The organism is Aquiflexum lacus, from assembly GCF_015476655.1.
In the GTDB taxonomy this organism is placed as follows: Bacteria; Bacteroidota; Bacteroidia; order Cytophagales; family Cyclobacteriaceae; genus Aquiflexum; species Aquiflexum lacus.
In genome coordinates this window covers 9,685-35,432 of sequence record NZ_JABFHF010000008.1, presented here as the reverse complement: position 1 = coordinate 35,432, position 25,748 = coordinate 9,685, and the positions used below count along the sequence as shown (strand labels likewise).

The window sequence follows — 25,748 nt, the reverse complement described above, 5'->3', positions numbered from 1 at the left end:
GATGGACCGGGATTTTGATTTTGAGTCAGTGGACTATGATCCTTTCGGGGAAAAAGAAATAATCAAGGTTGCAAGATTGACAGATGCGCAAAAAGAGATTTGGCTTTCTTGTATTTTTGGTGGAGATGAGGCTAATCTATCTTATAACCTGAGTTTATCCTTGAGGTTTTCTGGAGGTGTAAACAAAAAGTGCCTTTGGGAAGCCTGTGATTATTTAGTGGATAGACATGAATCTCTTAGGATGTCTTTTTCGGCTGATGGGAATTTTTTCATGGTATATAATCTCCTGGAGTCATTTAAAATCCAAAAAAACTTTTCAATCTTGACTGAAGGGGAGAAAAAAAGTGCTGTGGAAGAATTTCTGGATCAAGAAGCAAGCTTTGTTTTTGACTTCAAAAATGGTCCCTTGGTCCGTTTCTCATTGATTGAATTATCTCACGAGTCTTTTTTATTTACCATAACTGCGCATCACTTGGTTGTAGATGGATGGTCTTTTGGAATAATGTTGGAGGAAATAGCGAGTATTTATAATGCTTTAGAAAATAATAAACCCATTGAACTTCCTGAGGCTTTTCAATTTGGCCAGTATGCAGATGAAATGGAGCTTTTTTCACATTCCAAAGAATATCAATTCACCGAAAAATATTGGCTGGAAAAGTACAAGCTAATCCCCGAGCAATTGGAATTGCCGACAGACAAGCCACGTCCTAATCAACGTACCTTCAAAAGCAAAAGGATTGATTTCGAATTGCCTTCAGAGCTTGTCAAAAGTATTAAAGTGCTCGGGAAAAAATTCAAAAGCAGTCTAGTCAGTACCATAATGGCCGCTTTCGAAATTTTTCTTTCCAAGATTACAGGTCAGGATGATTTAGTTTTGGGTTTGCCCGCCGCAGGCCAAGCGGCCACGGATCATTTGGTATTAATGGGGCATTGCGTGAATCTTTTGCCAATCAGAGCAAAAGTGGACCAAAATCTTTCTTTTGAAGAATACCTTGGCAAAAGGAGGCTCGAACTTTTGGATGATTATGATCATCAAAAATATACTTTTGGTAACCTGATCAAAAAACTGAACCTCGAGAGAGATGCCTCAAGAATTCCATTGGTACCATTAGTATTCAATATTGATGTGGGGATGGACGATCAGGTGAATTTTTCTGGCCTTGAGCACAGCTTGATTAGCAACCCAAGGAAATTTGAAAACTTCGAGATCTTTTTGAACTTGACCAATCATGGAGAAAATTTGATGGTAGAATGGTCTTACAATACAAACCTTTTTCATAAAGATACCATTTCTTACTGGATGCGTGGATTAGAGGATATGCTCTCCCAGGTAGTGCATAATCCGGATAAGCCTATTAGAAACCTGATTTTGAATGAAAGTTTGGTTTTTCAACAACTCAAGGAATGGAATGCAACTTTTATGAAGCTTCCGGTTCAATATTCCTTCTTAGAGATTTTTTATGAACAAGCCAAATCAATTCCTTCAATGATTTCATTCATTGCAGGTGATAAGGAGTTCACCTTTAGAGATCTGAGGCTTTATTCAAATGTGATTGCAAAAAATCTCCGGAACCAAGGTCTTGGTAAAGGGGATGTGGTAGGGATGATGCTTGACCGAAATGAAATGTTATTGCCAGCCCTGCTCGGAATCATGGAGTCAGGAGCTTGTTACTTACCTTTGGATCCGAAATTCCCAATTGACCGCTTAACCTATATGTTGGAAGATTCGGGAGCAAGTTTACTGGTAACGGTAAGGAAATACAGTTCATGGTTGGGTACTGATATAGCGCAATTGACCTTGGATGATTTAAGTTTGCAAGGAGAGGATCAGTTACACGAGATTGAAACTCCTGATCCCAATGATTTGGCTTATATACTCTATACTTCTGGTTCAACGGGTAAGCCAAAGGGAGTCAGAATCAGCCATTTGAACTTGTTAAATTTCTTGGTCAGTATGAAGAATTCTCCGGGGATGATGGCCGGAGAAAAATTATTGGCGATTACAACCATATCATTTGATATTGCAGGACTTGAACTTTATTTGCCTTTGATAGCGGGAGGTACAGTTGTTTTAGCCAATAGTGAGGAATCCCGTGACGGCAGGATCTTGTTGAGGAAAATGGAAAGCCAAAAGATTGACATCATGCAGGCAACCCCGGCCACATGGAGGATGTTGATTACTTCAGGATGGGTTAAACCCATGGATCTAAAAGTACTTTGTGGTGGAGAAGCCTTGAATCAGGACCTTGCAGAAAAATTATTGGATTTGGTTGGGCCCTTTTGGAATATGTATGGTCCTACTGAAACTACCATTTGGTCCACAGTCAAAAAAATCGGAAATGCTGCTCAGATTACAATTGGAAGACCTATTGCCAACACACAAATCTATATTTTGGACGAAAATCAAATGCCCTGTCCTGTTGGAAGGGTAGGAGAGATTTGTATTGGAGGTCTTGGCGTAGCCAATGGTTACCATAAAAGGGATGATCTCACCAAAGATAAATTTCTTCCTGACCATTTTTCCGGTGAAATAAATACAAGATTTTATAGGACAGGTGACTTGGGTAGATTCCAGTTAAATGGAGAAATTGTTTGTTTGGGAAGGCTGGATTTTCAGGTCAAGATAAGAGGCTATAGGATTGAATTGGGTGAAATTGAAACAAAACTCAATCTGATTAAGGGTATTCAACAAGCAGCTGTCAATACTTGGGAACCGGAAGCAGGGGATACCAGATTGGTGGCTTATTTGGTAAGAAAAAAAGACTTGATAGGGTATTCAGAAGAAGAACTGATTGAAAAGTGTAAAGATGAACTCAAACAAGCTTTACCTGAATACATGGTGCCTACCGAGTGGGTTTTTATGGATAAGCTTCCATTTACCAACAATAACAAGGTGGATAGGAAAAGCCTTCCCAAACCTGATAGGAAAAACTTGAAATCCCAAAGCCAACTCACTGATCCGGTTACAGAAACTCAGAAAATAGTATCCCGTATTTGGCAAAAAGTATTGGGTAATAGGGATATAGGGTTGGAATCTGATTTTTTCGCTTTAGGGGGGCATTCATTAATGGCAGTAGAGTTAATGGTGGGAATAGAGAATGAAACCGGTCAAAAACTACCCGTAAACAGTGTATTCCAATACCCAACACTGAAAGATTTCTGTAAATTATTGGAGCCGGAGATGAATTCCCAAGTTTCATGGCAAGTAATTGTCCCGATCAAACCCGAAGGCAAAAAACCACCTATTTTTCTGATTCATGGTGCAGGGGCAAATGTTACTTCATTTTATGGCTTGGCCAAGTATCTGGACAAGGACCAACCGGTTTTCGGAATACGATCTAAGGGATTAAACGGCGTGGATGAACCCTTGAACAGTATTGAAGAAATGGCTTCCTATTACATTCAGGAGATCAAAAAAGTACATCCTTTTGGAACTTTTCATTTGGGAGGACAGTCTTTCGGTGCCTATGTGACATTTGAAATGGCCAAGCAACTCAAAGGGCTTGGACAATTGGTGGGAAAAATAATTCTTTTTGACGTTCCGGCTTACCAATCTGAAACAAAATTGACAGAATGGGGAAAGGTTAAAATGAAGGTAGGGCAAGAAATTGAAAAACGAGTTGTTGATGTAAGTTTGGCCATGCAACATCCGGATGCTTTTAAAAGAATGAAGGCGAATTCTTTTACCAGGAAAGGTAATTTCCTGAAAAAATGGTTTGGAATTGAAAAAGATAAGGAGGCCTCAGACCTATTCCTGACAATTGAAAAAATCAGAAAGATTAACCACAAAGCCATGGATGAGTATATTCTGTCACCTTACGATGGGGATATTATCTTATTCAAGGCTAAAATCAAAACTTTTTTGGTTAAGGATAAGGAGTTCTACGGATGGAAGCCATATGCCCGGCAAGTGATTCCCGTGGAAGTCGGCGGAGATCACAATTCAATGATTGATGATCCTGAACTTGTCGAAAAGTTCGGAGATACATTACAGAAACTTATTGATAAAGGGGTTTGAGATTTTTTTAAAAATTAAGTCAGAGTTTCTGCCAATGACAAAATTTCGGAGCGTCATGCTGAACGTAGAGAAAGCCTGTCCCGTCCCGATAAATATCGGGATTCGGGGCATCTCCCGAGGTTCAGGAAATAATAAATTTGAACATAAATAGGACCTCTAGGGATTCCTTGTGCCTACCAATTACAGAATTGGAAATTTATACCTTTGAACTGTAAAATGCATTCAAGACTATAGATAACTTTCCCTTGTCACCTCGAGGTTAGGAGAGGTCTGCAACCCGATTTAATGTTATTTTCCATTCAGTAAATGCCAATTTTCTCAACTCGGAATGACGCCTGAATGCCGTAGGTAGGAGAAACTTGATGTCATTCCCTTTTCTGAATATTTCCAAAATGTTGATTAATACCAATGACCTAAAATCCCATAACAAATCTCAAAAAGCGCTGTGACCAAAAATCACCTCCTAACCACATAAAATGGAATATTATGGGACCCGACATTGCCATGTGGGTCAAAAGTAAAAACAAAAATCCTATATGGTCCCTCATCAATTGGGGTGATAAACTGAATTTTGTCCCCTTTATCTGACAGGATTAGATGCTCCATATTATAATTAAAATTTTGATGATTTAGGAAATAAGTATCTTCAGGCCGGATTTCCCAACGGTAGGTTAAAGAATCTCCTTCGGGGTCCTTAGTGCTCGCGCTTGCTATATATTCTTGATTGGCAGTTAGGTACACATTGTCATTAGCCAAACCATGGCTTGTCTCAATAAATAGATTATCAACTATAGGTGCTAAATTGTCAGCCTTTTTTCCAGACCATGCATATTTTAGAAAATGGGCTAATGAGGACTCTGCACCATCTTCGGAAAAAAGACTAAACCAAGTATGGGTTGCCTCATGTTTAAATCCCCAATAAAAGGCGTAACTTCCTAATAATAAGGCCGAGTCTTGGTGAATAGTATTCCAGTTTATTTCCATGAGCTCCTGTTTCCGGGACATATTCAACTCTTTTGGTGCCCCCCATTCGGTATCCGTTATTTCCCAATGACCTGATGGTCCCCATTCAGATATTATGTATGCTTTGCGCCACCCAAATTTTCCATTGACATTATCAGACATCCTTTTGATTGAATTGAAGGCATTGAATCCTAAAATGTCAATGTTTGGCATAATGAATTTATATAGAGCCAATCGGTCTTTATAGATGGCACCATCCACGGCAGTCATAGTGGGATGATTGGAGTCGACTTTTTTAATCATTTTAGCGACCTTATCGATAATGTAAAAGACCATGACTCTTTTCCCCCCACCATATTCTTTTACTTCATTGCCTACTCCCCACATCAGTAAGGCAGGATGGTCTTTATATTTTTCTATAACAGGCCTTAGCTCTTCTATTTTTTGATCAACTTCCCAAAATTTCCAATAACTAAAGTCATTTCCCCAATAAGGTCGACCTATTTCAAGTCCTAGCGTTACTGTCAGCCCTAATTGATGGGCGGCATCCAATATACTGTCAGCATCATGCAAGCTCCAAGTCCTAATGGAATTTCCACCATATTCAGCTAACTTATCTAAATGTTCTGTTCCGCCTGCTCCCTTTATAAAATATGGTTCACCATGCCTGTAAAGCATTGCCCTTCCATCCTGATACCTTACTGCTACGGTGGAGTTATGATTTTCAGGTCCTATCTTACTGCAAGAAAATAGCAGACTTATAGAGATCAAAAATAAGGTTGTTTTTAATTCTTTTGAATAATGAAGCATCTTTTGCTACTTTTGATGTTGAGTCGCCCAAATTTAGATAAATAATTATTATTTCTCAGCAAAATTATTTTTTATATAAATAAAATTGCATTTTAAAAATAAAATAAAGTATTTCGTGCTGATCATCACCCCTATTTATTTTTATGAACAAAAAACTTCTGCAAGGTAAATTCATTCTAATACTTGGTATTATATCACTTATTATATTTTTACATTGCTTTTTTACGGAAGTTGGAATAGGGTATAAGGTCCTATATTACCTGCTTACTATTTCCTTATTTTTCAAATTGCTAAAGGTGGGATTTGAATGGTATCACTATGCCGGATTACCAAAACCCCGAGATGAATCAGAAAAGCCAAAGCCACCTTTAAAACCTTACACAGTGGATATGCTCACCACCTTTTTCCCCGGAGAGCCTTATAAAATGTTGGAGAATACCTTAAGGGCTTTGGTGGCAGTAAAATATCCGCATACCACCTACCTCTGTGATGAAGGAGATGATGCATATGTGAAAAAACTATGTGCTGATCTAGGTGTAGTACATGTCACCCGCGATACCCATGAAAACGCCAAGGCAGGTAATATCAACAATGCCCTGAAACATGCCACAGGAGAAATTTGTGTGATTTTAGACCCAGATCACGCACCTTATCCGGAATTTTTAGACCATGTGCTGCATCATTTCGATAATCCTGATATAGGCTATGTACAGGTAGTCCAATCCTATGGCAATCAGAAAGAGTCATTTATCGCCCAAGGAGCTGCTGAACAGACCTATACGTTTTATGGGCCTTACATGCAGGCTATGGGAGAATATGGTACTGCGCAAGCCATTGGGGCTAACTGTACCTTTAGAAGGGCAGCGCTGGATTCCATCGGAGGACATGCACCGGGCCTTACTGAAGACATGCATACTTCCATGTTGCTCCATGCCAAAGGCTGGAAGTCTGTATATGAACCGGTGATCTTGTCGCGAGGGCAGGTCCCTAGTAGTATTTCAGCCTATTACAAGCAGCAAATCAAGTGGAGTAGGGGGACATTTGATTTATGGTTCAATCTTTATCCTAAGCTTTTTTCGAAATTCACTTGGAGACAAAAGTTGCACTATGGACTATTGCCGGTTTATTATTTGTTTGGGCTAATCGGAATAATCGATTTTATAGTTCCTGCTTATTCCTTGTTTACAGGGGAATATCCTTGGTTGATGGAGCCCAAACTGTTTTTTGCATTTTTTACACCTTTTCTGCTACTGAACTTAATCTACAGGTATTTTGCTCAAGGATGGCTCAATCATCAAGAGGAAAAAGGCATACATTTGATGGGAGGGATATTAAGGGTTGGTACCTGGTGGATATTTATAGTTGGGTTTGTATACACTTTGTTAAATATCAAAGTTCCTTACATCCCTACCCCCAAAGAACATTCTACCAAAAGAGAATTTTTATTGGGCTTACCCAATCTTCTGGTTGCATCAATTTCAGTAATTGCCGTAATCTATGGATTATCCAATGATTGGCAACCTTATAGCATGTTGATGGCACTTTTTGCTTCTATCAATGCAGTGGTTTTAATTACCGCTTTTGCCATTGGTCAGTCTACTTGGGTGTACCGATCTAAAAGTTCTCTGAATAAGTTTAGGGAGGCGATGACAATCCAAAAGAAAAACCTGTCTTACCTCAGAGTAAGTAGGATATCCTTTCATGTTGTCGCCATCATCATGTTGTTTTCGACTTCCTTTTTTGTCATTAGCTCATTTAAAATTGGAAGTGATGATTATCTTAATCCAAAATTAAAATCTCCTCTTGAAAAAGAGTTGGGGGGCTTCTACACAGGAATATACTTTCCTCAATTTGATATCGAACCGGAAATTGCCTCGATCAATGATCTTGAAAAGAAATCAGGTCACCAATGGGCCATCATTTCTTCCTATGTTTCTTGGGGAGATGAACCGGCCTCGGTTGATAAATGGAAAAAAATCATCAGCCATGGGGCCATCCCCATGGTTACCTGGGAACCTTGGTCCAATTTATTTGAGGCTTATACTGATATTGAAGACTTAAGACTTAACCGTAAGGTGTTTCAATATATTTTAGATGGATATTTTGATGATTATATTGATCAGATGGCCATGAATTTTAGAGATCTTAATTCACCAGTTTTTTTAAGGTTTGCCCATGAAATGGAAAATCCCATGTATTCATGGTCCAGGTCCGGTGGAAATACCCCGGAAGAATTTGTAGCAGCCTGGAAATATATACACCTCCGTTTTGAAAGGGTAGGGGCACACAATGTTTCCTGGGTATGGAGCCCTTGGTCCACCGAGGGCTTTGAATCTTATTTTCCTTATGGCAATGACAGTTCGATCAACCAATATGTGGATTGGATTGGATTGACCGCATTGAATTATGGATTGGCCTCAGCGCAAAAAACTTCAAAATCTTTTGAAGAAATCTATCTTCCCTTCAAAGAACAAATCGAGCAAAAAGGATTTGATCTTCCGGTGATGCTGGCTGAATTTGGATCTACCTCTTATGGGGAAGATGGGGGTAAATGGGTAAGCGAATCCGTTCAGGATATCCAAAATCAGCATCCTGAAATAAGATCCATTGTACTATTTTACAGTGATCTGGATAAGAACTGGATTACAGACTGGCGGCCGGCCGCAAATGAAACTTTTATTGATTGGACTTTTGATCTGAGGAATATAAGTGATGAAATTGCAGGATTTGATTTATTGGAGCAGAGGAATTATGAAACCGCATCAAACATCAAAACCCTTGGTGAACCAAATCCAAAAATGTTAAAAAAAGAGGAGGGTAAACATCAGCTTTTGGTAGAGGGTCAGCCTTTTTATATCAAAGGCATTTGTTACAACACAGGACACGATTGGGAAGAAGGTTTTAATCCATTATCCATAAAGCAATTGGATACAGATTTTTCTTTGATCAAAGAAATGGGGGCCAATACCATCAGAAGGTATGAACCGAGCATATACGATAGAAATATCCTGAGAGCGGCTAAAAACTACGATTTAAAAGTAATGTTCGGTTTTTGGTTTGATCCCAAAACCGATTTTTTGAAAGATAAGAAGGCGCTCAAAGCTTATGAAAAGAAAGTGCTGTCCCAAGTCCGAAAATACAAAAATGATGAATGCATCATTGCCTGGAATATTGGTAATGAAACATGGGGGCTTTTAAAAAAACACTATGCCCAACCATACTTAAGTTTAGTCAGACGAAGTTATTTGGAATTTTTGGATGATTTGGCGGTAAAGATCAAAGAAATTGATCCGGAAAGACCGGTATTTTCTTCGGAGGAGCATGACAATGAAAGGTTGATAGGTACCATTTATCAGTATAGGGCTTATGCCCCGCATATTGATGTGATAGGAGTGAACTCTTATTATGAGGAGAATATCAGTCAACTTGATTCAATCATGGGGTTTGCATATCCTGGTAAACCTTATGCAGTGACCGAATTTGGTCCAAAGGGGTATTGGAACAAAGAATTGGGAGATTATTGGAATGATAGCTTGTTGATTGAAAATTCAGCTTTAAATAAGGCCGAGTGGTATAAGAAGCAGTGGTTAGAATATATTGCCCAACATCAGGGTAAAAACTTGGGCGGGATAGCCTTCAGTTGGATGGATCGCTATGAAGGGACCGCCACTTGGTTTGGGATTACCGATTACAAGGGTAGGTTAAAACCCGCTTACTATTACCTGCAAAATGCCTGGTTAGAAAAGAAGGAATTAACCAGATCCTTTCCCGATATCACCATCGTTGGGCATTGGAACTTTTTAAATCCTGGAGAAAGCTTATGGTTATCGGCTGCCATTACCAATAAATATGAAGGAGATTTAACCTATAGTTGGGAAGTATATGACCAAGATTGGCAAAAAAGCAGCCCTATAACGAATACCAAAGTGAACGGAAAATTTGTTGAAATCAAGTTGCCTTCAAATCCTTCCAGATTGTACCTCTATGCTACGGATAGTATGGGAAATGTAATTACTGCATCAAGGCCATTGTTGGTGCGTTGAGGGATGATATTTTAGGTACAAAGTACTAAGTACAAAGTACCAAGTAACAAAGATTCTCCTGAGTATCGGGGAGGAGAGAAGCGAGATTTTGGGTACAAAGTACTAAGTACCAAGTACCAAGTAACAAAGATTGCCCTAAGTATTGGGGAGGTGAGAATCGATGGTTGTTGGGAAGGATTTGGGAAAAGCGGCGATTCAGGCAATTTTGGTCACAGAGTTTATTTTCGGAGACTGATCTTCTTTATCGAAATCTGGGACATAAGTCTATTTGATATTTGAAATTGAAACGGTGTGGATGTCTTCCAATGGAACAAGGGTTTTGTTACAAAAATATGAGAGATTGAATTGGGGAATTTAATGGAGTTTAGAAAAAGCGGGTTAGGTGGATTTAGAGATTCTTTTGGGGATTGTAAATCCTGCTTATCTGGGCCTACCAAAGGCAGGTAAATTCGGGATTGCAAATCCCGAACAGCTGACTATCGGCAGGCGTCATCGGACATCCAACCTTGTCCTTTCCTCATTCATCCTTCAATCCCACGAACATCAAACATAAAAATCTTGTTTCTATCAGATTAATTGCTTTAATTTTGCCATTAATTTAATTAAAAAGCATAAAATATTTAAAATCCAAAAAAAATAATTTGAAATGCGTTTTTTTTTATGTGAAAAATATGTAATTTAGCGCCGTATTTAAGCTTGTCATCTATCTCCTTTTATTAGAATTTTAATATGATACAAAAACAATCCCTGTTTTATGCCTTTAGCATACTTACTGTTCTCGGAATTTTCAGTAGCTGCATATCTAACAAAAGAGTTATATACATGCAAGACTTTCCGGAAGAAAATCCAATCACTCAAGTGGGTGAATTGGTTCCCAATAAGACAGAAGAATATCTATTGCAGTATAATGACGTTGTTGAAATTAACATTACCACCTCAGACCCACTATTGAATACTTTATTTGATATCAATACTGGAGGAAACCAAAATAGAATGATGATGGGAGGAGGAATGATGAATGGGGGTGATATATTTTATTTATCAGGATATACCCTAAATGATGCAGGCATAGTTGAACTCCCTGTTATTGGAAAGATTAAGATTGTGGGATTAAATACTGATGATGCAAAAGTTGCCATAGAAAATGAATTGAAAAAAATTGTCAGAGACAATGAGTATTTTGTTCGAGTAAGGCTTGGTGGTATAAGGTACAGTGCTTTGGGAGAATTTGTCAGGCCGGGAAAATATACCATCCTCCAAAACAGAGTTACCATTTTTGAAGCAATAGCCAATGCCGGTGATTTGACTATACAAGCAAAGAGGGATAATATCATGTTGATTAGACAATATCCGGATGGCTCGAAAGCGTATAGGGTCAATCTAAACGACAATGGTATCATGGCATCGGAATTCTATTTTATCAGGCCCAATGATATGATTTATGTAGAACCTATGAAGGTAAGGGAATTGGGAACAGGGGTGACTTTTCTTCAGACCCTTCAAGTATTGACCTCATTGGCCACCTTGGCATTATTAGTGTACACCACTACAAATTAATAGATAAGAGTATGGAAATCACGCCAAACAATATGGATTTTAATCCTCAAGAAAAGGAAACACAATTTGATCCTATAAAATTTTTGTTCAAATACTTCAAATTTTGGCCTTATATTTTAGTTTCAATTATTATTTTTGTGGGAATTGCTTTTTTTGTAAATAAAACAACGCCTCCTTTTTATCAGGTAAGTGCCAAGTTTTTTATTAAAGAAGATGAAAATAACAATGGTATTTTAAATTTAACAGGCCTAACCAAATCTATTTCTGGGAAGTCAGATCAGTGGGTTGTTAATCAAGCAATATTTTTAAAGTCTCGACCTGTTGCCGAAAGAGCTTTATCAAGGTTAGATTTAAATGTGGATTACTTTGAGCCGGGATTATTTACTGACACAGAATTATATAAAAGCGCTCCAATCCATGTGCAGGTGGATTGGGAACACTCACAAATTTTGGAAGGAAAAATCAAGATCAGTTGGGAAAATGATAGTACATATTCAGTGAGTTTTCCCGAAAAAAATTATATGCATTATGTTCCCGGTTCTTCTTATGAAGAAATTGAGATGGATGGAGATACTACCTATAAAGGAAATTTTAAAGACTTCTCACAACTTCCCTGGTTAAAAATCAAGGTTACTTTGATTAAAAATATTCCTGTGGGTGAAAGTTTGATTTTATTAAGACCAAAAGGGTCACTTTTATCGGAGTATACGGGAGATAACTTTCAGGTTTTTCCTACTGAAAATAATTCAACTGTTTTGGGCTTAGCTCTTAATACATCTCATCCTCAAAAAGGTGCCGATTATCTTAACACTTTGATGGAAGTGTTTTTAGATATGGAATTAGAGGAAAAGAACAGGATGTCTAGAAGGACCGTTGATTTTATTGATTCCCAAATTGCAGGAGTTTATGACACCCTAAGTTACTTTGAGGATAACCTGCAAGCATTCCGTAGCAGCAATAGGACATACGATGTAGCTGCTGAAAGCAATACGGTATTTCAACAAATCACCAGTTTGGAAGCAGAGCTATCAAAGGAGCGTTTTAATAAAGATTATTTTGAGGAATTGAAAAATTATTTACAAAGAGGCAATTTTGAACAGATTATCGCTCCTGCCGGATTAGGTATATCAGATCCAACACTGAATGATTTAATCAGTAATTTAATAAGTTTGCAATCTGATCGCTCTAATTTGTTGGTTTCACAAACAGAAGCCTCACCTAGGGTCAGGGAACTTTCTAGAAAAATCCAAGACACGTCCTCTTCTATTTTGGAATATCTAAAAAACCTTTCCAATAATGCTCAAATGCGTATTAATGACTTTGAGACAAGGATTAATAGCATTGAAAGACAATTTAGTCAATTGCCTTCAACGGAACAGAGTTTGGTCAGAATAGAAAGAGGTAGAAATCTAAATGAATCCATTTACAACTACTTGCAGCAGCGTAGGGCAGAAGCAGCTATCACTATGGCTTCCAGTTTTTCTTCCAATAAAATAGTAGAATATGCCAGGTCGGGAGCAACTCCCATTAAAGTTAAACAAACAGTTGTTTATGTGATATTCTTTGCCCTGGGATTTATATTACCGGTTGCTATTATTACTGTTATTGTGTTAACCGATAATCGCATTAAAGACCCGAAAGAATTGGAGGAGGTACTATCAATGCCCCTAATCGCCAAAATACCTCAAAGCAAATTGGATAATGCTCTAGTTGTAATCAATGAACCCAGATCCGCAATTGCTGAGTCTTTTAGGGCATTGAAGACAAATATTTCTTTTGTTGTTCCTTTGGAAAGGCAGTTGACCATAGCAGTTTCTTCAACCCTTTCAGGTGAAGGAAAAACATTTACAGCGATTAATTTGGCTTCTATCTATTCGATGAACAATAAAAAGACCATTCTTATCAGTTGTGATATGTTTAAACCCTATTCCTTTAAGGATTTCAAATTGGAAAAGAAAGTGGGACTTTCTAATTATTTAAGTCAACAGGTAAATTCAGCTTTTGATATTATTCAATCTTCCAAATTCGCATCATTCGATGTAGTTTTAGCAGGCGCTGTGCCTCCAAATCCATCAGACCTATTGGCTTCACAGAGATTCGTTGTTTTATTAGAGGAGTTAAAAAAGATGTATGATGTGATTATTTTAGACACCCCTCCAGTTGGTTTGATCTCTCAGTCATTGGAAGTAATTAAGCATGTTGACTTAATTGCCTATGTATTAAGGTATAACTTTAGTGAAAACTCTTTTATTGAGGAATTAAATGCCATGAAAAAGAAGAGAGGTATTCACAATGTTTATGCCATATTAAATGATGTTCCCGCCAAGGAATTGACTTATAAAGGATTTGATTATGGCTACTATGAGGAAAGTAAAAAGAAAAAAAAGTTCGGCTTTTTAGGAAGAGATAAGGCAGCTATGTAGGTTGAATTTTTATAGACTACTGTTTCCTCTTTAAAATTACTCCATAATAAATAAGTGAATTTTTGTTTTGATAAGAATTAAATGAATGTAAAAAAAGAAAATCATAAACAGAGAGCCTATTTAAATTCTGTGACTAGTATTCTGGATCATGGTGCCAGGCAATTGACTGGATTTTTTGTTAGTCCATTTATTGTAAAAGGCTTAGGTAGTACTTTTTATGGAGTTTATCAAATTTTATTGGAATTGACAGGATATGCTAATATTGCAGACACAAGATCCCAGGTATTAAAATGGACTATAGCGCGGAAACGAAATATTGCCTCTGAAGAGGAGTTAAGGAGTGAAGTTACAACAGGCTTGGCAATTATGTTATTGGTCCTACCAATTGTACTGGTTGCAGGTGGAGCATTGGCTTGGTATGCTCCATCTATAGCAAAAATTGATGAACAATATCACCAACTTGTTAGGATTACAGCCTCAATCATGATTCTTGGTATGATAAGTTACAAAGCTAATGATTTGTTCGAATCAATCCTAAGAGGAATGAACTTAGGTTTTAAAGGAATTGGGGTCAGGTCTTTTATTATTGTTTTTAGTGGTGGATTAAAAGTATCCATAATATTATTAGGATATGGATTAATAGAACTAGCAATTGTGCAAGTCATTTCAGGTATATTTACAAGTCTAGCATTTTATTGGATAGTAAAGAAGAATGTCCCTTGGTTTGGATTTGGGGAAACTAGTTTTTTAAAAATCAGATCATACGGAAAGTTAAGCGGTTGGTTTTTTCTTTCGAAAATTGCTAACATGGCTCTTCTACATAGTGAAAAAGTTATTCTTGGATTTTTAGCAGGACCTGAGATTGTCACATTTTACGTACTTACAATGTTTACATCAAGTGCAATGAAAGGAATAGTTGATAATGTTATATCGGGTGTGATTCCAGGACTGGGGAGTTTTTATGGAAAAGAGGAATATCAAAAAATCATTGACTCGACGAAGTTAATTAATTCGATAATATATTTGTTTACATTTGCTATAGGAGGTTCAATAATTTTATTCAATAGATCATTTTTATTTCTTTGGGTAGGATCTGAAAATTATGCTGGGAATCTTGAGAATCTATTAATACTGTTTTTAACTGTTCAATATATATTTTTTTATACTTCTAGCGTAATAATAAATGTTACTTTAGATTTAAAAAGAAAAGTTTTTATAACTCTTTTTGCTTCAGGAATTTCTATTTTATTAGCGTTTGTATTAGTTAGAGATTATGGTATTGTTGGATTTTGTATTAGCTTTCTAATTGGTCGAATGGTTTTATCTATTGGTTATCCAATAATATTGAAAAGAAAAATTAATGATAATTCACCTTTAATTAAATTAGATAACGTAAGACAATCACTTTTTATCGTAATTGCTTTTGGTGTTGGTGCATACATTCAAGATTATATAGAAATAAATTCATGGATATATTTGGTCTTATTTGGAGGATTATCTTGTGTCATTTTATTTTTAGTCTATTGGATCTTTGGTCTTAGAAAGTATCAAAGAGTAATACTTTGGGATTCTGTATCAAAATTAAAATTTTTCAAAATTAAAGAATAAATCAATGTTTTTATGAAATTATACTTCTTGGCTATAGAAATTTTAATTGTCTTTTTTTTTCTATTCATGATAGTTAAGAAAAAACAACTTTCTGTTGTTTATTTTTTGCCATTTTTGTTTTCTAGGAGCGTAATCACCTCGACCTTACCGGCTTCTGTAAACTATTTAATAATAACTCTCACTGTTTTTTATTTCATGTTTTATAATTTGACCTTTGTCAAGAAAAATTTCTTTACAATTCTAATTTCTTTCTATTTCATTATATTACTTTTAAATACTGATGATTTTGAGAAGATTAGACCTTATCTTTTTGGTTCTATTACGCTATTCTTAATGATTGGAATTATTCCTGAGATTTATAAAAATTACTCTGAAAGTGTTGTTTTCGATGAACTTGCAAATGCTTCAATATTAGTTTTACTAATCTTTTGTACAAATTCCCTTTTTTCAACTTTTTACAATTATAACCCTAACCAAATGTATGGTATAAACAGTGGTGTTTTATACGGAAATATTGTTCATTCGGATTTTCATGTTTTACCGCTCGCTATTTTTATAGTTTTCAGAAAAGCACTAAGAGATAAAAATTTGTTTTATCTTTTAGTGTATTTAATTACCATATTTATCACTATTCTTACTTTTAGAAGGACTGTAATGGCTCTTTCTATTTTGGGATCTATAATTTGTATCTATGAATTTATGTCTTTCCAAAATATAAGGAAAATGTTTATATTAATTTTATCCCTAAGTGTTGTCCTAATTTTAGTTGTATTTTCTACGGGATTTTTAGATGTTTTTTGGGAAAGATATGAATTAAGAAACCTTGAAAATAGAGATATTGAAAGTGAATTAAGATACCAAGAATTAGGTCTTGTGTATAAAGATTTATTTGTTCATTATGACTATTCACCTTGGTTTGGGTATAAACTTTTTCAATTTGGAGGTCAAAACTATGGAAAGGGAATTTTTGGTCACCGTCCTTTACATACCGATTTAATGGTCCTTATACATTCAAGCGGCTTACTAGGTTTGCTGCTTTATACAATGATGGTTGGATATGCGTTTATAACTGTTTGGTTTAGGTTAAAGGCTAAAAAAGATTTTATTCAATTTCTATTTGTTTTTTTGGTTTTTGCAGTTTTCTTTGGAAGTGGCAGGTTTACAAACACAGCAAGTTCCCTAATTATTTATTTTGTTTTATTTATTCCTTTTTCAAAAAATAAAAAATTCTTTTACCATCCTAGACATAATTCTAATTACATTAAAGAAAATCATTTATTAAATTCATGAAAAAGGCTGAAAAAAGTAAACCTTCGAAAAAATCAATGTTTAGTTTAGGTCTTAAATTAAAATATAAAGAGGAGTATTGAATAAATTTCGAATAATCTCCCTTTGAATTGATACTATTGCATATAACTATTCAGAATTTCGATCAAATTAAAGCGGGCTTCTTGCGAATCCCTTAAGATTCTAATTGTCAGTTAATAACTTACAAAAACATAATACAAAAACTCCGGATTTGGCTGTTTTGAGCTTTTTCCGGGGTTTTCTTTTTTCTATTTTAAGGCTTCAGACTTAAATAAAATTTAAAGCTATTATTCAGTCTCCTCTTTTCAAAGACTTCGACGGATTTTTTCCAAAACCTGCCTTTTCGATAGGCAAGGTATCATTTTTTCAAGAATTCATTGTTGGTTGCCAGATACATGATTCCATCCCTTGGGATGACCTGGTTTCCTGCCTTCCCGAAGAACGCTCGGGAACAGGTACCCCTAGCTGGTTTGGTGGCAAAGGTGTGTTCGCACTCATGTTCTTGAAGGCCTATCTCAACACCAGTGACATATTAATTTCGGGTTGGTTAAGAAACTCATTTCAGTCATGCCGCAGCACCTTAAAGATTAAAATAATATGATTGCAAATTCAAAAATTAAATTTAATTTTTGAATAATTTATTTATGGTAATAATTATAACTATTCTCATTGCAATTCTATTATAGTCTATTTGTTTTTTGATTTTAAATTTCTCTTTACCAAGAGATAAGAAAGAAGAAGGTATTAACCTTTTGATAATTTTTTTTAGTGTAATTTTTTCTTTAAAATTAATGGGCTCGTTATTTTCTTTTAGATTGTTGTTAACTTTTTCAATAAATTTAATTTCAAACAATTCATTATCTTTATACTCTAAAAGTTTATTCCTTAAGAACTTTACCATACTTTTGGACCTGTAAATATCACTGAAAGTTGCAATCGAATCAAAATTTGAAATATCTATTTTTTTATCAAATTTATTTATAATTTTTTTCCATAAATATTTTCCTTCTCTCAAGTGATCTGGATGTTTTTTAACTTTATCTAGGATATTTTTTGTTAACAAAGGGGTTATTTGTTCTAAATATGCAAATTTTAAATCAGATAAAGCAGATTTCATGGACTGTAGTCTAAACTCTATAATGATTCTATCTTTATATTGTGATAAAGTTTCGCCTTTTCTCTTAATTAAATAAATTGGAAGATTTTGTTGTATGTTTTGGTTTTTAAAATCATATTTTGAAATATTTGAAAAGTCCTCTAAAAAGAGGATTCCTGCAAGTTCTATTACATCTTTTTCAGACGACACCTTTTTCCATCCGAAATTTTGATCTCCTCTAACTGTTCCTTCATAACCCTTTTCGTGTAAGTCCTTCCAAATTTTAAAACCATCTAAATATCCTCCTAGGTGATCAATTCTTCCTTCTCCATTTCTAATAAATCTTGTAACGATTTTTTCTATAGGTTCATTTGAAAAAGAGACCGGATAAAATTGATTATCAACCTGATATTTTTCAGCTAATTTTTTTGCTACAAAGGCATCTGACTTTGGATCAAAAGATGAATCAGGAAGTCCCCAAGTAACTGTTTTGATTGATTGGATTCCATTTTTTATTAATAAATATAGAATTCCTCTGCTGTCGTATCCTCCTGATAATGGTAATACCCACTTATTGTAATCAATATGAAAAGATTTTATTGTATCATCTAAACTCTTTATTAATTCTTTTTCAAAGAATTCTTCAGATTGGTCTTCAACTTTAAATTCAATTGGATTTGATTTTAATTCAATTTCCCATGTTCTTTTATCAAGTATAAGAGAAGAATCCGGGGGTATTTTATTAATTCTTTTATCCCATGAATAATCTGGACCTAAGGTACCTGTACTCAACATCCAAGGAATTACATTTTGATTAAATTCAAAATCTCCCAAATATTTAATAATCGAAAACTGAGAAGTTCCAACAACTAAATTATCTTCATTAAAGTAATACCAAATAGTTCTAGAACCTGTAGCATCCGTAATTATTTCAGAATAATTTTTATTATCTCTAAAAATAGCATAGGACCCATCTGGTTTCTTATTTAAGGGCTGATGCCAATTTGTATCAGGCCAACTTATTGCTCCCAAAGCAACGCTGTTCATGTGATATTTAATGTTACTTTTTGGGTTTAAAATGCCATAAGCTACGCTGTCATCAACTTTAATGTGAGGATTATTTGGATTTATGTTATCTGGTGTGATAAACTCTATGATTGATTTTAATTTAAATTCTACCTGGCTCTCCAATTTTGTTTTGGAACAAACCCAAATTATTTTTGACATAAAATATGATTTATTTTTTTACCTAAACAAAGATAATAATACTCCGAAATGTTTTTGAATTATTTTTTTCAGTCTAAAATTATGCTGATTCTGTCTTATAGGTCCAAACCCAATGTATAATCCAAAAACCCTTTTCCCCAATTTCATCAGGTTCTATATAATAACTCCCATTTACAACAGCTTTGATCTCTTTGTGAAATTCAATAAAATTTGCGAAAATATTTTGCAGTATTATTGTAAATGTTACACCAATTATTAAACTATTAAATAAAACAGTTTTTGAGAATGTCTTTCATTCTACTGAATGAAATAAAGTCTGAAATCAAGATATCTATATGACCTAAGTCTTGACATCGCTTCCGTATTTGAATGAATCATTAATTCCTACAAGAAATGTAGACCAGTTCATATTTCACAAAGAAAGGTTTTATCGGAGTACCTTGTTAGGTGAATAATTGCAAAGTGAGCCAAGTTCCCGATCCTGTCTTTTGATGATAGTCCAACTAAATGCAATGAAAAATCACGGATGTTCAATATTCAGAATTACAGTATAAGGGTTTTTTCCATGTATGCTCAGTGAGACATTGTTCTTTTTGGAGTTTTCATTTATAAAAAATGATTGTTCCAAGCCATAACCATAAAAAAAAAAGTAGGGACGATCTAAAAACAAGCCCCGCTTTTTTCTTCTATGCAATGCCATTATTGCTTGAAAGTTGGTCTCCACGAGAGCCCGATTCCTCTTCAAGACAGCGGTACATATTAACCAATTTTCAAATGAAAGTCACTAACTATTTTCAGTACATTGCCCAAAATATGGAGTTTTAACACTATAAGAACTTCTACTTTACAAAACTCGATCTGCAAAATAAAGTGAATAAACCTATTACTTTTTTATAAATCGGAAAACTTGTCTTGACAAATTATCCTGAAGAACCAACAGATAATTACCTGGCTTCAAGTTTAAAGCTTCAATTTCTATGTTAACAGAATGTCGCCAAATTAGGGCCTCACCTTCCAATAGATTAGATCCTTTTATATCGTAAATATAAACCTGAACTTTTCCTTCTTCCACCCAAAGTGACGCTACATTTAATTCATTAGTAACGGGATTGGGGTAAAGCTTGGCTTTCTCTTCGACTTCCTTTTTTGTTAGATCGGTATTTACTTCTTTATTAGGGTCAACTGACAATTCCAATTCATTGACATTTTTAGAAGGTGTTCCTATTATGCGGAATGCTGTACCTACCTGGGCTAAGTCCAAGATTTCGCTACTTTGCAAGGCTTTTTTAAATAAAATTAATTCATCCATTCCTCCTGAAAATCTTTGAATAGTACCCATAGCACCGATTACCAATTCTCCGGATTGTGTTCCAAAGTCTACTTTACCAAAGTTACTAGAAGCATCTTCAAGCCCATTTATGAAAATTCTGGCTGTATTTCCATCAAAGGTTGCAGCGACATGAAACCAACTATTTATAAAATTTTGATAGTTGAAAGAGGATTTCAATTTATATTTTGGCCCATCTAAAGATCTGTTGAGTCTGAATTCAATAAAACCATCTTTGTCTAGCCAAAGCTCAAATCCTTTACCAGCCGATTTACTCATAATTGTATTCCTGCCTACAACACTAGGTTTAACCCAAGCAGAAATACTTAAGCCAAAACCAAATTCTAGACTTGAATTATGTGGTGCAATGGCAAATTCCCCACTTTGACCCTTAAAATCAATTGCTTTACCTAATACTCCGTCAATCCATTCAATTCCTTCTATAGTCTGCAATTTAGCGTGGTTCGAATTTTTAGTTTGGTCAAGCAAATTAGATCCTGAACCCTCTTCCATTGTCCAATATCCAACTATGCTATCATCAATTGGTACTGGACTTGGATTCGAATCAATATCCATAATTTCTTGGATATCAGATAAATTTAAAGCCACGTCATAAATGCGCAATTCATCCAATTCTCCCTGCCATCTTTGGATAGTTCCCAGAGCACCTATAACTAAATCACCAGAAGAAGTGCCTATGCCAAATGGTTCATAACTTTCAGAAATATCTTCTTGCCCATTAATAAAGATTTTGCTGTTCTTCCCATCAAAAGTTGCGGCCACATGAATCCATTTTCCAACCCAACTACTATAATCAAAATTTGACCTCAAACGATAATCTGAAGCATTATTACCTCTATTTAAGCGAAATTCAATTTTCCCATCCTTATCTAACCATAGTTCAAAACCATTGCCATCAGATTTGTGAAAAATTGTCCCTCGATTTACCATACTTGGTTTAACCCATGCCGTTAAAGTGAGTTGATTTGGCAATTCTAAACTATTATTGTGAGGGGTTAATCCATATCTTCCAGAAAAACCGTTCAAACTGATGGCTTGACCTGACTTTCCGGTTTTCCATTCTACTCCTCCAGTGTTTTGGATAATGGCATCATGGCTATAGCCCGAGTGATCTATTATCTTATTTCCTCCCCCTTCATCCATTTTATAATATGCTAGGAGATTCTCGGATGGTGTAGATGGGGCTGATGGCACAGAAGGCGTAGTTTCTCCAGTTAATTTAAGGATTTCGTTTTCGGTCAAGGACCTATTGTATAACCTAAGGTCGTCCATTTCTCCAGTCCACCTTTGTATACTTCCCGATGCACCTATCACCAACACTCCTGAAGTGGTGCCAATGTTAAATGGTTGATAAGTTTCAGAGGCATCTTCCATTCCATTAATGAAAATTTTACTGTTGCTGCCATCAAAAGTAGCTGCTACATGTATCCATTTCCCAGTATATTCACTATAATTAAAATTGCTTCTAAGTCTATACTTTGTGCCATTGTTACTACGGTTAAGTCTAAATTCAATATATCCGTCATTGTCAAACCAAAATTCAAAACCATTTCCTGCACTTTTATAAAATATCGTGCCTCTTTTTATCTCCTTTGGCTTTACCCATCCAGCCAAGGTAATAGCACTTGGTATGTTAAAGGTCGAATTATGCTGAATCACACCAAATCTTCCTGTGTTTCCATTTAAACTAATCGCTTTTCCTGACTTTCCATTGACCCAAATGACATCGGATGTATTTTGAATCGTGGCATTATTTTTATTTCCCGACTGATCAATCATTTGGTTTCCACCTCCTTCTTCCATTGGCCAATAGCCTACCAAGCCACTTTTAAGCAAAATATTATCAGATCCGATACTGAAATTCCATGAATCCGACCAAGCGGAAAAAATATTATCGGATTTAGCTCGAACTCTCCAAAAATAAGCTTTTTCAGTTGAAAGCGAATTAAGCGATATTTTCGTTCCTGTAATATTTTCATTTTGATAAGAAATAGTAGAAAAGTTTGTCAATTCTGAAATCTGAAGATGATATTCAGTTGCATTTCCAACAGACTCCCAAGAAAATGAAATTTCATTATTGGAGAAATTACTGGCTTTTTGAGGATTGAGAAGGCTAGGTGGGTAAAGGTCTAGATCTTTTTCAATTGTCTTGAAACTCCAAGTTTCAGTTCGCTCTCCTCTGCCATCAGGATTTGCAGTCCTTACTCTCCAGAAATATGTTTTGTTCGCATTTAAATTTCTCACCTCAAAAGAAGTTCCCCTTATGGAAGTATTAAGAAAGGCATATGAAGAAAAATCACTTTTTTCAGAAATTTCCAATCGATAAGTTTCTGTATTTGGCTGATTTTCCCAATCAAATACAATTGATGTTGCCCCTACAACGGCCTGATTGACTGGACTAATCAAATTGGTAGCAGGAGGCGGACCTGAATATGTAGCCGTCCTGACTTTTCGGATTTCGGAGGCAGGGGCATCCCCTGCCTCATTGGAAGCAATTACTCTCCAGAAATATTGTGTGTTAGAGGAAAGGTTGGATATTGTGTAGGTAGTATTTTTAAGGTTGCCAATATTGCTAACAAAAGAATTGAAATTGGAAGAGGTAGAGAGTTGCAATCGGTAACTTTGTGCAATCGGTTCTTCTTTCCAAAGGAAAGATATTTTAGTATCGAATACATTAATATCATTTTCAGGACTTATAATTTCAACCTGCTCGGGTGGAGAAGGATAGCTTGAGGTTTTAAAAGTGTTGATCGAGGAATATATTCCTGCGCCAGAACGGTTCCTACCCCTTATACGCCAATAATATGTTTTATTTGAATCCAAATTTGGAATGACTAAAGGGGATTCTGTTAAGTCGCTATTTGTGTATATTCTATTGTTAAAATTAGAGTCTGTCGCTACCTGAATTTGATAGGTTTCCGCACTTGGCTCTTCAACCCAATTTAAATGAATCAATAACGGACTGATTAATACATTATTCAACGGACTAACTGGGATTATAGCTTTTGGAGTATTGGAATTGCTAAGGGTTTTAAAACTACCTGAAAGTGAATTGCTGCCATTTCCTATGGCATTTGAAGCCCTCACACGCCAATAATAAGTTTTGTTTTCTTGTAATTTTATAGACTGGTATTCTGTTAATTCAATATTACTTTGGTTGATGACATAGGAAGAAAAGTCGGAGGCTATTGATACCTGCAAGCGATAGGAATCTGCATTGGGGACTTTTGCCCATTTGAAAATCGGACTGAGGCCAACTCCCTCTTTTTGTGTTTCTGGGGAAAGTAAAATGGTCCTTCCTGGAACTGTGTTCGTGTTGCCCGTCTTGAAGCTAAGTACTGCGGAATATTGACCATTCCCGGAGGTATTGCTGGCCCTTATCCGCCAAAAAAACGTGCTATTGGCATCCAATTCAGGATAGACCAAACTATAGTTTTTAATATTGTTAATGGTAATCACATTGCTACTGAAATCAGAGTTTTTGGAAATCTGCAATCGATAAGCTTGAGCGTTGCTTAATGGTTGCCAAGCAAAGGAAATATCCACAGGACTAACTGTTTCATTGTTTTTAGGTAATGTAGGACTAACTTTAATAGGAACTCCGGGGTTTTGTTTGTTTATTAAATCCTGAACTATACTATTAACATAGACTTCTATATCTGTATAGTAAGGGCTTAAATTGAATTCTTTGTCATTTGGGATATTAGGGTCCAAGCCATTGGCAATTTCCCAATTATTGGGAATACCATCACCGTCTGTGTCAGAAGGTGCAGCAAGGCTTTTTAGTATAGGCCATCCCCCAACATCCTTTTGACTGTCAATAATTCCATATTTCGAACCATTAGAACCATTAAAAGTATAGGTTCCAACTAAAGTCTCATTGATTATTCTAAGATCAACTATATCTCTAACTAAGTTTGCACCTGATGATTCTAATACTTTTTCATAAGCACTTTCGGCTGAATGAACTTGCTCATAAACTTGATTGGGAAGTGGAGAAGATAATTTAAGAGTATGTAAATAAGATTCAGTCAATTGTCCATTTTCTAATCTAACACCATCCCAATTATCATTGGTAATCTTACTGTTTCCATCAAAATAATTTCCTAAAATGAAGAATTTACCATATTTATCTGGAGAATTACTACTTGGTCTTAAAAATGCAACCTTATCAATAGTGGCTGGTCCTGGCTTGAGGTAATTATTTTGATAATTAAATGTTCCTCCAGATCCACCTATACTACCACGATTTCCCCAATTATAAATCACATTATTTTGGAAATCCACAATTCCTCTATATTCGTCAATTTCTTCCTGGTTTTGAAATAAACCAGGATGATCAAAGAGGGGATTTCTATCAGAAAAATGGGCGAACAGATTATGGTGATATGACGCTTTGTTCCCCCCCCATATTCCGCCATATGCCTTAGTTTTATTTAGACCTTCTGATAAAATAGACCATTGAAGAGTAAAATTTTTCACTCCATAAAAAGATCCTGTTTCATCTGTACCCCAAGATAGTGAACAGTGATCAATGATTACGTTTTCGCATTTTCTCACTTCCAGAGCATCATTATCTTCAATAAAAAATTTATCGCCCAACCTGAATCGAATATACCTTAATATCGTATTATTTGAATTAATTATAAATTTATAATTAGTTATGGTAATACCATCTCCTGGTGCGGTCTGGCCTGCAATTGTTACATTTGGGTATTTAACTGAAATTGGCCTAGTTAAATTAATATTCCCAGAAACTTCAAAAATAATAGTCCTAGCTCCAGGTGTTTGGACTGCAGCCCGGAGACTTCCCGGGCCATCGTCATTTAAATTGGTCACTTTAAGTACCTGTCCTCCCCTTCCACCAGTGGCATATTTTCCAAAACCTTCTGCACCAGGGAAGGCAATTACCTGCTGATGATTCGGGTCAAAGTCCGATAAAGGATAGTTTTGGGCTTTTAAATTGAAGATAAGAGAAATAAAAAATATTAAAATGAGGTTAACGGTCCTAAATAAGGACTTATTCAAATTTAACATGTTAGAAATAACTAAGGCTTATAAATTGATTTTCAATCCTTTTTTCAGGATTTTTTTTTATAAGCAAATACTTTGCCTATTTGTGATTCAGACATTATTTTTTTGGGAATTTTAAATAATATGTGAAGAGAGGTGAATTATAATTGAGATTGGGTAGTTTTTATATTAAAATTCTAAGTTTGTTTTTTGCATTTCATGAGGTTTTGACTCCATGTCTATTACTCTTTCCTGTATGGCAAGGAGAGTTTCAATCGAAATATTGATCTTCTTCTTGAAATGGAGGGCAAGTTTATTAGTATGGTGTTTTTCA

General features: G+C 35.5%; 9 protein-coding genes. 6 read left to right on the top strand and 3 right to left on the bottom strand.

All coding sequences use genetic code 11. The annotated features are described in order from the left end of the window. Position 1 precedes the first annotated feature (1 nt). A complete protein-coding gene (locus tag HMJ38_RS09180; RefSeq protein ID WP_194974094.1) occupies positions 2-4,018 on the top strand; it encodes a non-ribosomal peptide synthetase in 4,017 nt (1,338 codons plus the stop codon). A 456-nt stretch (positions 4,019-4,474) separates the two neighbouring features. On the opposite strand, the gene HMJ38_RS09175 is transcribed toward HMJ38_RS09180, so the two are convergent. Next, entirely contained in the window at positions 4,475-5,791 is a 1,317-nt protein-coding gene (locus HMJ38_RS09175) for a glycoside hydrolase family 2 TIM barrel-domain containing protein (protein ID WP_194974093.1), read from the bottom strand. 389 nt (positions 5,792-6,180) lie between these two features. Here HMJ38_RS09175 and HMJ38_RS09170 point away from each other — a divergent pair, with 389 nt between their 5' ends. The 5 genes from HMJ38_RS09170 to HMJ38_RS09150 all read left to right on the top strand — a co-directional run bounded on the left by HMJ38_RS09170 (position 6,181) and on the right by HMJ38_RS09150 (position 16,712). Next, entirely contained in the window at positions 6,181-9,834 is a 3,654-nt protein-coding gene (locus HMJ38_RS09170) for a glycosyltransferase (RefSeq protein WP_228779980.1), read from the top strand. A gap of 822 nt (positions 9,835-10,656) precedes the next feature. Continuing rightward, positions 10,657-11,391, top strand: coding sequence for a polysaccharide biosynthesis/export family protein (locus HMJ38_RS09165; RefSeq protein WP_194974091.1), 735 nt, complete (start codon positions 10,657-10,659; stop codon positions 11,389-11,391). A gap of 11 nt (positions 11,392-11,402) precedes the next feature. Further along, positions 11,403-13,814: a GumC family protein gene (locus HMJ38_RS09160; RefSeq protein WP_228779979.1), complete on the top strand. Its 2,412-nt coding sequence runs from the start codon at positions 11,403-11,405 to the stop codon at positions 13,812-13,814. A gap of 81 nt (positions 13,815-13,895) precedes the next feature. After that, entirely contained in the window at positions 13,896-15,422 is a 1,527-nt protein-coding gene (locus HMJ38_RS09155; RefSeq protein WP_194974090.1) for an MATE family efflux transporter, read from the top strand. Positions 15,423-15,434: 12 nt separating this feature from the next. Next, a complete protein-coding gene (locus HMJ38_RS09150; RefSeq protein ID WP_194974089.1) occupies positions 15,435-16,712 on the top strand; it encodes a hypothetical protein in 1,278 nt (425 codons plus the stop codon). A 640-nt stretch (positions 16,713-17,352) separates the two neighbouring features. Here HMJ38_RS09150 and HMJ38_RS09145 read toward each other — a convergent pair. Then, positions 17,353-19,053: a hypothetical protein gene (locus HMJ38_RS09145; RefSeq protein ID WP_194974088.1), complete on the bottom strand. Its 1,701-nt coding sequence runs from the start codon at positions 19,051-19,053 to the stop codon at positions 17,353-17,355. A gap of 883 nt (positions 19,054-19,936) precedes the next feature. Beyond that, on the bottom strand, positions 19,937-25,429 hold the full coding sequence (locus HMJ38_RS09140) for a LamG-like jellyroll fold domain-containing protein (protein WP_194974087.1): 5,493 nt from the start codon (positions 25,427-25,429) through the stop codon (positions 19,937-19,939). Between the last annotated feature and the right edge of the window lie 319 nt (positions 25,430-25,748).